The organism is Labrys neptuniae (assembly GCF_040797145.1).
GTDB lineage: Bacteria > Pseudomonadota > Alphaproteobacteria > Rhizobiales > Labraceae > Labrys > Labrys neptuniae.
Map to the genome: position 1 here is coordinate 1 of NZ_JBFNQD010000012.1, position 12484 is coordinate 12484.

The following is a 12484-nucleotide window of genomic DNA, read 5'->3' on the forward strand; positions in this document are numbered from 1 at the left end:
TGCCAATCTCTCAATCAGCATCCGCAAGGACATCGTCGCCTACGCTTCTCTTTCTTCCGATGCAATTGTCAAATAGCTGGAACGAGCCGAACCCGTTCAATCTTCCAGACGCCTCTTCGACCCAGCTCTCACCAGGTTCAGAACCTTGCGATCTTAAGCAGAAGAGGCAACAAATCAGCCCCGCCGCTCATTCGCGGCAGCGCCGTCCGTCGATGGGTGCTGTATAGAGGGGCTCTTTCCGCCCGTCAACAGTCGATTTCATTTTTTTGACGGTTGCATGACGCTTTTTTTGGAGGGCCTGTGGAAAGCTACCCGGCGTCCCCCGCTAACCGCTTGTCACTACATGGATATTCGACACAGGTATTTCAAGCCCTGGACGCCGTCTCCCTGTTCGGGACCTCGACACGCAACCGTCCCGGCCCTCCTTTCAAAGCACGGCCCTCGCCCTCGCGCGCGCGCAGCGCGCGCGGGTTTCATAAGCTAGCCCCTCGGATCCTATCCCCGCTCCATATGGGCAGCCGCCCGATCATCAATTCCACCCCGAATTTCATGGAATCGTCATGCATCGCCCCAAATCGGCCCAATTGATCAGGGGTTAAGATGGATCTGGAATTGACCGGCGCGCCCAGCTAGGGCACGGTCCGCCCCCAAGAAAAGGGCAACTTCCTACCAACCATGCGCCCGCCTCACGCCTCGGCGTTTTGGGTTCAGCGTATTTCTGGCGGAACGATCGAATTTGTCACCACGGACGACCTATAGAGACAGGCGGCAGGATCGGTACGGGATCGTGGATCCCGGAACGCAGGCGCCGCTTTCGGCAGATGGCGGGCGAGCGCCCGATCGGCGCAAGGTCTCGATCCGCTGGCTGACGGGAACGGTCCTCACGGGCCTGTGCGGTGCCGGCCTCATGGGCGGAGCCGTCTATGCCGCTCTGGACGGCGAATACAGCGTGGGCCATGCACCGCAGATCGCCCCCACCGTCGTGCGCGAGAGCGAGGCCCAGACTTCTACCCAGAAGACCGATCGTATCCTGATCCAGACCGATACGATGGAAGCGCATCAGGTCATTCGCGTCTCCACCACCACCAAGGTGGGCGACAAGGACGTCATCAAGGTCAAGCCCTTCGCGCGCGTGCTCGCCAGCCTGCAGATTGCTTCCGGCCCCCTCGCCTCCCAGGTGCCTCCCTATAATCCCCAGGCTCTTTCCGCCGATCCGGACGCGGCCCTGGCGCCCGCCACCGCCCATGTCGAGCAGGCGCCCGACGACGGCGAGGTCACCGTGGCCAACCGCGACCTCGTCGGTGTGAACTTCCAGCCGACCTCCGGCCCCCTGCTGCCCGACGAGCAGGTGCTCGCGCTGGTGCGGGCACAGACCCAAGGTAACGATCCCTCCGCCGCGATCATCCCACCGCAATTCGTGGCGCTCGCCGCCGACGACGATCGCGCCGAGAGCGCCGATTTGACGGCCCTGCGCGAGACCGACGTGCAGACCGACCCCGACTCGGCGCTCAAGATCACCATCGTGCCCGAGAACTTCACCAACATCGCCAAGACGGCGCCCGAAGTCTCCTCCCGCGAGCAGACCATCACGGTGGAGGACAAGGACACGCTCGCCGGCATTCTGGGGCGCCTCGGCGCAACACCGCAGGAAGTCCAGGAGATCGCCAAGGCGCTCGGCGATGCCGGCAAGCTGCATGGCGGGCTCCGCCTACGAGTTCTGGTCGCTCCGGGCGAGGAGGACGACCCCCATTCCAGGCCCGTACGCCTGTCGGTCTACAATGCCGACAAGCATCTGGGCACCGTGGTGCTTGCCGATACCGGCGGCTATGTTTCCGTACAGGATCCGAGCTCGACCGACATCGCCGCCAACGCCCAGGACAATCAGGGCGGCGACGACGAGGATGAAGGCGACAGCGGCACCGGTATCCGCCTCTATTATTCCATCTACGAGACGGCCCTGAAGCAGCAGGTGCCCAAGGAAATGATCGAGCGCCTGCTGCGCGTCTATGCCTATGACGTCGACCTCACCCGCCACACCCGGCCGGGCGACAATTTCGAGCTGTTCTACGAGCAGGACGACGCCGGCAACCCGGTCGGCGACATTCTCTATACGGCGCTGACCGTCAATGGCGAGTTGAAGCGCTACTATCATTTCGCCAGTCCCGATGACGGCCAGGTCGACTATTACGACGAGGACGGCAAATCGGCGCGCAAATTCCTGACCCGCAAGCCGATCAATGGCGGCGAGATGCGCTCCACCTTCGGCATGCGGCGCCATCCGATCCTCGGCTATTACAAGATGCATACCGGTGTCGACTGGGCCGACCGGGTCGGCACGCCGATCCTGGCCACCGGCAACGGCACCATCGTCAAATCCGGCTGGACCAACGGCTATGGCCGCCACATCGAGATCCAGCACGCCAACGGCTATCTCTCGACCTATTCGCATATGAACAGCTTCGCCTCGGGCACAGGCGTCGGCGCCAAGGTCAAGATGGGTCAGGTCATCGGCTATCTCGGCCAGTCGGGCCTGGCGACGGGCCCGCATATCCATTACGAAGTGAAGATCAACGGCAGTTTCGTCGATCCGATGCGCATCAAGCTGCCGCAGGGCCGCGAGCTCAATGGCGAGCTGCTCGCCTCCTTCAAGGCCGAGCGCGACCGCATCAACGCTTTGATGAGCAAAGCCCCCGTCGCCGAGATTACGACCGGCACCAACAAGAGCTGAGGAGCTGAGGCCGGGTAACCGCCGGCAATGGCTCGACGACGGCCCGCCCCCGCGGCATTTTCGCCAACCGTTCTGCTATCAACTTTTCTGGAAAACGCTCTAGTAAGTTGTCATGACCACCATTCGTGACACCACCGACCAGAAAAACCTTGCCCTGCTGATCCAGCTGCGCTGGCTCGCCGTGATCGGGCAGGTGATCACCATCCTGTTCGTTGACCTCGTGCTCGGCATTCCCCTGCCGCTGTTCGAGATGGCCGTGGTGATCGGCTTCCTGGTCGCGCTCAACGTCGTCGGCCTGGTCCGGCTGCGCAGCCAGGGTCTGGTGGGTAACACCGAGCTCTTCCTCGAGCTCATGCTCGATGTCGCCGCCCTCACCGTACAGCTCTATCTGAGCGGCGGCGCTTCCAATCCCTTCATCTATCTCTACCTCCTGCAGGTCATCATCGGCGGCGTCCTGCTGGAAGCATGGTCGACCTGGACGCTGCTGGCGGCCACCAGCGCCTGCTTCGTCGGCCTGGCGACCTTCAACCGCCCCTTGCCGATCCCGGTGCAGAGCGGCACGGACCTGGCCGACCTGCATGTCCAGGGCACCTTCATCTGCTTCGTGCTGGCAGCGATCCTGCTGGTGTTCTTCGTCACCCGCATCAACCGCAACCTGCGCGCCCGCGATGCCCATCTGGCAAGCCTGCGCCAGCAATCGGCCGAAGAGGACCATATCGTCCGCATGGGCCTGCTCGCCTCCGGCGCTGCCCATGAGCTCGGCACGCCGCTGGCGACGCTCTCGGTGATCCTGAGCGACTGGCAGCGCATGGCGATGTTCCGGGAAGACGAGGAGATCGCCGCCGAACTCACCGAAATGCGCGGCCAGCTCGACCGCTGCAAGACGATCGTCACCGGCATCCTGATGTCATCGGGCGAGGTGCGTGGCGAAGGCACCCGGCGCACCAGCGTGATCAGCTTCTTCAACGAGCTCGTGGAGGAATGGCGCGCCAGCCGTTCCCCCGCCCGCCTCGACTACAACAACACCTTCGGCACGGATGTCTCCATCGTCTCGGACAACGCCCTCAAGCAGGTGGTGTTCAACATCTTCGACAATGCGCTCGAAGCCTCGCCCAATTGGGTGGGCATCGCCCTGGAGCGGCGCGGCGACCGCCTCACGCTCTCTGTCACCGACGCAGGGCCGGGTTTCGGCAAGGACATACTGGATCAGCTCGGCAAACCCTATAATTCCAGCAAGAATCGGCCGGGCGGCGGGCTCGGCCTGTTCCTGGTCGTCAATGTCGCCCGCAAGCTCGGCGGCACCGTCACGGCCAAGAACCTCTTGAATGGCGGCGCCCTGGTCGAACTGACCCTGCCGATGGCGACGCTGTCGCCCGAAGGAGTAACCGATGCCCCCCTCCCCGGCTGAACGCCGCCTCATCATCGTCGAGGACGATGCGACCTTCGCCCGAACCCTGCGCAAATCCTTCGAGCGCCGCGGCTATGCCGTGGAGGTCGCGGCCGGCCTCGAACCGATGCAGGCTTTGCTCGCAAGCCATGCACCGGGCTTTGCCGTGGTCGACCTCAAGCTTGCCGGCGGCTCGGGGCTGGAATGCGTGAAGGCCCTGCATGGCCATGACCCCGTCATGAAGATCGTGGTGCTGACGGGCTTTGCCTCGATCGCCACCGCCGTCGAGGCGATCAAGCTGGGAGCCTGCCATTACCTGGCCAAGCCTTCCAATACCGACGATATCGAGGCGGCCTTCCAGCGCAGCGACGGCGACACCAGCGTGCCGACCACGCAGACCCCGACCTCGATCAAGAATCTCGAATGGGAACGCATCCACGAGACGCTGGTGGAGACGGAATTCAATATTTCCGAAACCGCACGCCGTCTCGGCATGCACCGGCGCACCCTGGCGCGCAAGCTGGAGAAGCGGCGGCTGAAATGAGGGATTAACCCGCTCTTCGCTCGCGCACGGTATAGACCAGCCCGCCAAGCGTCATCAGGGCGAGGGCAAACCAGGTCAGTGCGTAGACCAGATGGTTGTTGGGCAGATCGACCACCGTCATGCCGCCGGCTGGAATTTCGCCGGCCTGCCGCCGCTCGGCATCGATGAAATAGGGAGCGACGGCACCGAGGCCGCGGGCGGCGGCGATTTCAGCCACGTCGCGCGAATACCAGCGATCGGCCCCGGGATCGTTGCTGCGCAGGAAAGCGCCCTTGGGCTCGCTGAGCCGCAGCAGCCCAATCACTTCGGCCGGCCCGGCAGCATTGCCCGCCTTGGCACGCTCTTCCGGCAGCACGAAGCCGCGATTGACCAGCACCACGAAGCCCTGCTCCGTCTTCAGCGGCGACAGCGTCCAGAAGCCGCCTCCCCGCGCCGTGGTCGCCTGCACGAAGGCGGGCGGGCGATCGAGGAATTCACCCGCCAGGCGGATGCGGCGGTAAGCGTCCTTGTCCGCAGCGATTGCGGGCCATGCTGCCGGGCCCGGCGGCGGCGTTGGCTCGGCATGGATACGGGCATCGATGCGGGCGATCAGGTCGAGTTTCCAGCCCAGGCGCTGGACCTGCCACACGCCCAGGGCACAAAAGCCGGCAAAGGCGACGACGAGAGCCGCCACCAAGACGGTGAAACCACGTCGAGAACGTGGTGGCCGGTCCGGCCGGCCACCCGGCGTCGTCATCGCATCAGGCTCACGGCATGTTGCGCATGTCATGCGCCGAGATCGGCATCATGTTGTTGACGAGGTGGTACATCACCCACAGCGAGCCCGTCAGCGTGATCACCACCAGCACGATGGTGAAGATCAGGGCCATCAGGTTCCAGCCGCCTTCGGACTTGGCGTCCATATGCAGGAAATAGATCATGTGCACGATGATCTGGATCACGGCCAGCGAGATCACGATCAATGAGGTCGCGACCTTGGACTCAAGCGCGCCCGTCATCACCAGCCAGAACGGGATGAAGGTCAGCACCACCGAAAGGCCGAAGCCGATCAGGTAGCTCTTGCGCGAACCATGCGAAGAGCCATGCTCGTCGTGATGGGCGCCGTGGTGGGAGTCTTGGTGGGTGTGGGCGCTCATCGCAGCATCCCCATCAGATAGACATAGGTGAAGACGCCGATCCAGATGACGTCAAGGAAGTGCCAGAACAGGCTCAGGCACATGAGGCGCCGGCGGTTCGCCGAGGTCAGGCCGTAGCGGGCGACCTGCACCATCAAGGTGAACAGCCAGAGGATGCCGGTGGAAACGTGCAGGCCGTGGGTGGAGACCAGCGTGTAGAAGGCGGAGAGGAAGCCGCTGCGCTGCGGCGTCGCGCCCTCATGGATCATGTGCGAGAACTCGTAGAGTTCGATGCCGACGAAGGCCATGCCGAACAAAGCGGTGACGAGGAGCCAGGCCTGGGTCGAGCCGACCTTGCTTTCCTGCATCGAGATCATGGCAAAGCCATAGGTGATGGAGGAGAGCAGCAGCATGGTGGTGTTCAAGGCCACCAGTTTCAGGTCGAACAGATCCTTGGGCGAGGGACCGGCAGCGTAATTGCCGCCGAGCACACCATAGGTGGCGAACAAGATCGCAAAGATGAGGCAGTCGCTCATCAGATAGATCCAGAAGCCGAGCATGGTGCTCGACCCTTCCGGATGATGCGGTTCTTCCGGCAGGTGGAAGACCGGCGCCCGGCTGTCTGCGGCCTCGGTCTGCGGCATCAGGATGGTCTGCGACATCAGCGTTCTCCTGCCGCCGCCAGCAGGCGCGTGCGGGCATTCTCGGCGGTAGCCACCTCCTCGGCAGGGATGTGGAAGTCGCGGTTATAATTGAAGGTATGGATGATGATCGCAGCCAGCAGGGTGACGAAGCTGGCGATTGCGAGCCACCAGACATACCAGATCAGCGCGACCGCGCAGACCGCGCTCAAGCCGGCCAGGATGATGCCGGCCCCGGTGTTCTTGGGCATGTGGATGGGCTTGTAGCCCTCCAGCGGGCGCTTGTAGCCGCGACGCTTCATGTCCGCCCAGGCATCGAGATCATGCACCACCGGCGTGAAGGCGAAGTTGTAGGCCGGCGGCGGCGAGGAGGTCGACCATTCCAGCGTACGGGCATCCCAGGGATCGCCCGTGACGTCCTTGAGCTCTTCGCGCTTGCGGAAGCTCACGAAGAACTGCATCAGCATCGCGGCGATGCCGACGGCGATGATCGCGGCGCCGCAGGCGGCGATCACGAACCAGATCTGCAGGGACGGATCCTCGAAATGGCTGACGCGCCGGGTCACGCCCATCAGGCCGAGGATGTAGAGCGGCATGAAGGCGACCCAGAAGCCGACGACCCAGCACCAGAACGAGATCTTGCCCCAGAACGGATCGAGCCGGAAGCCGAAGACCTTGGGGAACCAGTAGTTGACGCCGGCGAACATGCCGAACAGCACGCCGCCGATGATCACATTGTGGAAATGGGCGATCAGGAACAGCGAATTGTGCAGCACGAAGTCGGCCGGCGGCACGGCCAGCAGCACGCCCGTCATGCCGCCGATCACGAAGGTGAGCATGAAGGCGAGCGTCCACATCATCGGCAGCTCGAAGCGGATGCGGCCGCGATACATGGTGAACAGCCAGTTGAAGATCTTCGCGCCGGTCGGGATCGAGATCACCATGGTGGTGATGCCGAAGAAGGAGTTGACGCTGGCGCCCGAGCCCATGGTGAAGAAGTGATGCAGCCAGACCAGATAGGACAGGATGGTGATCACCACCGTGGCGTAGACCATCGAGGTATAGCCAAACAGGCGCTTGCCGCAGAAGGCGGCCGTCACTTCCGAGAAGATGCCGAAGGCCGGCAGGATGAGGATGTAGACCTCCGGATGGCCCCAGATCCAGATGAGGTTGACATACATCATCGGATTGCCGCCAAGGTCGTTGGTGAAGAAGTTGGTGCCGACATAGCGGTCGAGCGACAGCAAGGCGAGCACCGCCGTCAGCACCGGGAAGGCGGCGACGATGAGCACGTTGGTGCACAGCGCCGTCCAGGTGAAGACGGGCATGCGCATCATCGTCATGCCGGGCGCGCGCAGCTTGACGATGGTCGCGATCAGGTTGACGCCCGATAACAGCGTGCCCACGCCGGCGACCTGCAGGCCCCATATGTAATAGTCGACCCCGACATCCGGACTGTAGGCGATACCCGAGAGCGGCGGATAAGCGAGCCAGCCCGTCTTGGCGAATTCGCCGACGAAGAGCGACATCATCACGATGGCCGCGCCGGCCGCCGTCATCCAGAACGAGAAGTTGTTGAGGAAGGGGAAGGAAACGTCGCGCGCACCGATCTGCAGCGGCACCACGAAGTTCATGAAGCCGGTGACGAAGGGCATCGCCACGAAGAAGATCATGATGACGCCATGCGCCGTGAAGATCTGGTCGTAGTGATGGGGCGGCAGGTAGCCCTCGGACCCGCCGAAGGCGATCGCCTGCTGCAGGCGCATCATGATGGCATCGGCAAAGCCTCGCAGCAGCATGACCAGCGCCAGCACGATATACATCACGCCGATGCGCTTGTGGTCGACGCTGGTGAACCATTCGCGCCACAGATAGCCCCAGACGCGGAAATAGGTCAGCACACCGAGGAGGCCGATGCCGCCGATGGCCACCGCCGCGAAGGTCGCGACCAGGATCGGCTCGTGATAGGGGATGGCTTCAAGCGTAAACCGACCGAAGATCGGGCTCACCGCAACCGTTTCAGAAGACATGGCAAAAACCGCTCGTGAATGAGGTTGCACTTAGCCGGGCTGCGCAGCGGAGAGCTGCGGCAACTGGCGGGAGGCGGGCGGGATCGACAGGCTGGCCCCGGTGAGGCCGGCGGGCTTGGGGCTCAGCGCCGGAACGCTGCGCTTCCAGGTATCGAGCGCGCCGGACCGCGGCACCTCGCAAAATGAGGAGACGAAATAGGGCTCAGGGCCGAACACCGCACCACGACGGGCATATTTGTCGTAGAGCAGCGGCCGGACATTGTTGATGCCCTCCTTGCCGAGCCCGCCCTTTGCATCCACCGCCATCATCTTGTCCATGCACATCTTGTTGGCGTCGACGCACATGTTCAGGATGGCGTGATAGAGATCATCGGCAACCGCATTGTAATAGCGTACGGGCACGTTCTGGCTCGGCTTCTCCAGTGCGAGATAGGCCGGGCGGTCGAGCGTTCCGGCATCGCCGGCACGGACCTTGGCGACCCACTGGTCGAAGCCGGCCTGGTCGAGCCCGTGGAAGCGGAAGCGCATGCCCGAGAAGCCGGCGCCGCTGTAATTGGACGAAATGCCTTCATACTCGCCCGGCGCGTTGATCACCGCATGCAGCTTGGTCTCCATGCCCGGCATGGCATAGATCATGCCCGCCAGTGCCGGCACATAGAAGGAATTCATTACGGCCGAGGCGGTGATCTTGAAATTGATCGGCCGGTCGACGGGAGCCGCCATCTCGTTGACGCTGGCCACGCCATATTCGGGATAGATGAACAGCCATTTCCAGTCGAGCGCCACGACCTGGACCTCGAGCGGCTTGACCTCCTTGGTCACCGGCCTGCCCGCGGCCACGCGTTCGAGCGGCCGGTAGGGATCGAGCAGGTGGGTTCCCGTCCAGGTGATCGCGCCGAGGATGATGATGATCAAGAGCGGGGCCGCCCAGATCACGAGTTCGAGCTGGGTCGAATGGTCCCAATCCGGCTCGTAGCGCGCCGCCTTGTTGGACTGGCGATAACGCCAGGCGAACAGCACCGTCAGCGCCATCACCGGGATGATGATCACCAGCATCAGCACGGTGGAGAACACCAGGAGGTCGCGCTGCTGGGCGGCGATGTCGCCGGAGGGACTGAGCACCACGGCATTGCAGCCCGCCAGCAGGCCCGCCAGGGGCAGTGCCATGGCCAGGCGGGCAAGCTTGCGCAAGCGGACGGAGCTAAGGGACGGCATTCGGGATAGCATTCGCATGTCGTGCCGATACGCCTCCGGTTTCAGGCTGCCCATTGGACATTTTGTCCAATGACAATATCATCATGAAGACGGCAATAGGTACGCAAGGGACCCCCATACTGCACGGCTTCCGTCGAGCGGGCTAGGGGCTTTGGAGAAAGCCGAGGGACGATGAGCACCACGACTTCCATGCATCCGGCCGGGGCCGCGGGCCAGCACGGCGCCAAGCGCCACACCATCACGCCCAGCGAGATCGCCATCGGCGTGATCATCGGCCGGACGTCGGAATATTTCGACTTCTTCGTCTATGCCATCGCTTCCGTGCTGGTGTTCCCCAAGCTTGCCTTCCCGCATCTCGATGCGCTGACGGGCATGCTCTATTCCTTCGCGATCTTCGCCCTCGCCTTCCTCGCACGTCCCTTCGGCTCGGCGCTGTTCACCTTGTTCGACCGGCATTATGGCCGCGAGGTCAAGCTGACCATCGCGCTCTTCCTGCTCGGCGGCTCCACCGCCGCGATCGCCTTCCTGCCCAATCACGGCACCATCGGCGCCTGGGCCGGCGTCCTGCTGGCGCTGCTGCGCATCGGCCAGGGCATCGCGCTCGGCGGCAGCTGGGACGGCCTGCCGGCCCTGCTCAGCCTGAACGCCCCGGAAGGCCAGCGCGGCTGGTGGGCAATGATCCCGCAGCTCGGCGCCCCGCTCGGCCTGATCGTCTCCAGCGGCCTGTTCGCCTTCTTCTACACCGAACTCAGCCCGGGCGACTTCCTCGACTGGGGCTGGCGCTATCCCTTCTTCGTGGCCTTCGCCATCAATGTGGTGGCGCTGTTCTCGCGCCTGCGCATCATCGCCACGCCCGAATATGCCGAGATGTTTCAGAGCCAGGAACTGCAGCCCAAGCCGATCGCGGAGACGGTGGCTGCCCAGGGCCGCACCATCATCATCGGCTCCTTCGCGCCGCTGGCGAGCTTCGCCCTCTTCCACATGGTCACGGTGTTCCCGCTTGCCTGGGTGGTGCTGGAGACCAATGAGAGCGTGGTGCAGTTCCTGATCATCGAGATCTTCAGCGCCCTGTTCGGGCTCGCCGCCATCGTCGCCTCCGGCCCGATCGCCGACCGCTTCGGCCGACGCAACCTGATCGCGGTCTGTGCCATGGCGATCGCCATCTATTCAGGCTATGCGCCGCAATTGCTGAATGGCGGCCAGACGGGCGAGCTCATCTACATGATCGGCGGCTTCATCCTGCTCGGCCTGACCTTCGGCCAGGCTTCGGGTGCGGTGAACATGAATTTCCCGATCCACTACCGCTATACCGGCGCGGCCCTGACTTCGGACCTCGCCTGGCTGTTCGGCGCGGGCTTTGCCCCCTTCGTCGCCCTGGCGCTGGCCTCCTGGTTCGGCCTCGCCTCCTCCGGCGTCTACTTGCTCTCGGGCGCGGTCTGCACGCTGATTGCACTGTGGATCAACCTCGAAGGCATCCGCAAGGGCACCAGCGATTCAAAGGACTGATCGGTATTGCGGCTTTGCCGGCCTCTACATTTCGAGGCCGGCGCGGTGCCGTTCATAGGCTGAAATCACCCGGAATCCCATCGCGCGGAACGGTTCGGGTGCGATCCAGTTGGCCAGTCCCAGCGAGGCGAACAATTCGCTCTGGTCGCCGTGCCCCGTCATCATTTCCGCCATATGCTTGCCGAGCAGCGTTCCCTTGACGATGCCGCCGCCATTGCATCCTCCGGAGGCATAGAGGTCTTCATCCACCCTGCCCCACCAGGGCGAGCCGTTCATGGTCAAGGCCGTCGTCCCGCCCCAGACATATTCGAACGGCACATGGCGCAGCGCCGGCCAACGCCGCTCGAAACGTGTCCTCAAGGCACGGATGACGCGTGGCTCGTCCAGTTCATCTTCATAGGAATAGAGGCTGCGAACCATCAGCCGGTTGTCGCCGATGCGGCGCAGCGTCGTGCCCAAGCGATGCGAGGGCAGGACGCCCCAATCGGCATCGGCGCCGGCCCAGCGACTGTCGGCATCCGGCATCGCCGCGGTGACCGCTGCATAGGTGTAGATCGTCACCAGGCGCGATTTCAGATAGCCGAATTTGGTAATGAAGCCATTGGTGGCGAGCACGACCTTATCGGCGGTAACCACACCATTCGGTGTTTCCAGACGCCATTTGTCGTCATGGCGCATGGCGAGCACGGGCGTGTTCTCGTGCAGCGTCACCTGGGATGGCAGCGCATCGGCGAGGCCACGGATCAATGCGGCGGGCTGCAGCAGGTAGTTGTCCTCCAGATGAAGGCCGATGGTGTAATAGGCCGTGCCAATCCGCCGCTCCAGATCGAGCCGTGACAGGACCTCATGGGGGATGGCGTTCTTGCGGGCAATGTCGCGGGCAGCCTCCACGACCGCCCTGCCGCGTTCGGTGGCGGCCGTCCGGATATAGCCGGTGCGCTTGAGTTGGCAATCGATGCCGTGGGCGTCGATCCGATCCTTGAGCCAGTCGAACCCTTCCGCCTGATAGCGCGACAGGATTTGCGCCTTCGCCGCCATGTCGTCGGAAGCGTCCTTTGGCATCACCCTTCGGCCGAGGAAACCGGAGTTGCGGGCCGAGGAGCCCTCACCCACACTGCCGGATTCGAGCAGCACGATCTCGGCGGTGGGGTCGAGCTCGGCGAGGCGCCACGCCGCCGCCACGCCGGTATATCCGGCGCCGATGACGGCATAGCGAACCCGGATGTCGCCCTCCAGCGCGGCACGGGCCTCCCGCGCCGGCAGCATCGCATTCCATCCGCAATGGCTGGAATAGTTCGGATAAGTCAGACGCGCCATC

General features: G+C 63.7%; 10 protein-coding genes. 4 read left to right on the plus strand and 6 right to left on the minus strand.

Going from position 1 to position 12484, the window contains the following annotated elements:
• Positions 1-787: 787 nt before the first annotated feature.
• From ABXS05_RS26150 to ABXS05_RS26160, 3 genes are all read left to right on the plus strand, one after another.
• Positions 788-2728, plus strand: a complete 1941-nt coding sequence (locus ABXS05_RS26150; protein ID WP_367625886.1) for a peptidoglycan DD-metalloendopeptidase family protein — start codon at positions 788-790, stop codon at positions 2726-2728.
• A 112-nt stretch (positions 2729-2840) separates the two neighbouring features.
• The gene (locus ABXS05_RS26155; protein WP_367625887.1) at positions 2841-4136 is read left to right on the plus strand and encodes an ATP-binding protein; all 1296 of its coding nucleotides are present in this window, start codon (positions 2841-2843) and stop codon (positions 4134-4136) included.
• Positions 4117-4659 carry a response regulator transcription factor gene (locus ABXS05_RS26160; protein ID WP_311934306.1) on the plus strand — a complete coding sequence of 181 codons (543 nt, stop codon included), beginning with the start codon at positions 4117-4119 and terminating at the stop codon, positions 4657-4659. The genes ABXS05_RS26155 and ABXS05_RS26160 overlap by 20 nt, the downstream gene beginning before the upstream one ends.
• Before the next feature lie 4 nt (positions 4660-4663).
• Here ABXS05_RS26160 and ABXS05_RS26165 read toward each other — a convergent pair whose 3' ends face one another.
• Genes ABXS05_RS26165 through cyoA form a run of 5 tightly spaced genes read right to left on the minus strand, consistent with a single transcriptional unit; the run spans position 4664 to position 9660 of the window.
• Complete coding sequence (locus tag ABXS05_RS26165; RefSeq protein WP_311934307.1) at positions 4664-5395, minus strand: SURF1 family protein; 732 nt, start codon at positions 5393-5395, stop codon at positions 4664-4666.
• 10 nt (positions 5396-5405) lie between these two features.
• On the minus strand, positions 5406-5795 hold the full coding sequence (gene cyoD, locus ABXS05_RS26170; RefSeq protein WP_367625888.1) for a cytochrome o ubiquinol oxidase subunit IV: 390 nt from the start codon (positions 5793-5795) through the stop codon (positions 5406-5408).
• Positions 5792-6418, minus strand: coding sequence for a cytochrome o ubiquinol oxidase subunit III (gene cyoC / locus ABXS05_RS26175; protein ID WP_437178700.1), 627 nt, complete (start codon positions 6416-6418; stop codon positions 5792-5794). The genes cyoD and cyoC overlap by 4 nt, the downstream gene beginning before the upstream one ends.
• Positions 6419-6435: 17 nt before the next feature.
• Positions 6436-8445, minus strand: a complete 2010-nt coding sequence (gene cyoB, locus ABXS05_RS26180; protein WP_367625890.1) for a cytochrome o ubiquinol oxidase subunit I — start codon at positions 8443-8445, stop codon at positions 6436-6438.
• Positions 8446-8475: 30 nt separating this feature from the next.
• The gene (gene cyoA, locus ABXS05_RS26185) at positions 8476-9660 is read right to left on the minus strand and encodes a ubiquinol oxidase subunit II (protein ID WP_376717635.1); all 1185 of its coding nucleotides are present in this window, start codon (positions 9658-9660) and stop codon (positions 8476-8478) included.
• A 171-nt stretch (positions 9661-9831) separates the two neighbouring features.
• Between cyoA and ABXS05_RS26190 the strand changes: the two genes are divergently transcribed.
• Entirely contained in the window at positions 9832-11166 is a 1335-nt protein-coding gene (locus tag ABXS05_RS26190; protein ID WP_367625891.1) for an MFS transporter, read from the plus strand.
• 24 nt (positions 11167-11190) lie between these two features.
• Here the strand turns inward: ABXS05_RS26190 and ABXS05_RS26195 are convergent, their stop codons facing one another.
• A complete protein-coding gene (locus ABXS05_RS26195) occupies positions 11191-12483 on the minus strand; it encodes an NAD(P)/FAD-dependent oxidoreductase (protein WP_367625892.1) in 1293 nt (430 codons plus the stop codon).
• Position 12484 lies beyond the last annotated feature (1 nt).

Excerpts from the sequence above, each read along its gene's own strand:
- cyoD (WP_367625888.1), bottom strand. The coding sequence starts at position 5,795 with ATGAGCGCCCACACCCACCAAGACTCCCACCACGGCGCCCATCACGAC.
- cyoA (WP_376717635.1), bottom strand. The coding sequence starts at position 9,660 with ATGCCGTCCCTTAGCTCCGTCCGCTTGCGCAAGCTTGCCCGCCTGGCC.
- cyoB (WP_367625890.1), bottom strand. The coding sequence starts at position 8,445 with ATGTCTTCTGAAACGGTTGCGGTGAGCCCGATCTTCGGTCGGTTTACG.
- ABXS05_RS26155 (WP_367625887.1), top strand. The coding sequence starts at position 2,841 with ATGACCACCATTCGTGACACCACCGACCAGAAAAACCTTGCCCTGCTG.
- ABXS05_RS26160 (WP_311934306.1), top strand. The coding sequence starts at position 4,117 with ATGCCCCCCTCCCCGGCTGAACGCCGCCTCATCATCGTCGAGGACGAT.
- cyoC (WP_437178700.1), bottom strand. The coding sequence starts at position 6,418 with ATGCCGCAGACCGAGGCCGCAGACAGCCGGGCGCCGGTCTTCCACCTG.
- ABXS05_RS26190 (WP_367625891.1), top strand. The coding sequence starts at position 9,832 with ATGAGCACCACGACTTCCATGCATCCGGCCGGGGCCGCGGGCCAGCAC.
- ABXS05_RS26165 (WP_311934307.1), bottom strand. The coding sequence starts at position 5,395 with ATGACGACGCCGGGTGGCCGGCCGGACCGGCCACCACGTTCTCGACGT.
- ABXS05_RS26195 (WP_367625892.1), bottom strand. The coding sequence starts at position 12,483 with ATGGCGCGTCTGACTTATCCGAACTATTCCAGCCATTGCGGATGGAAT.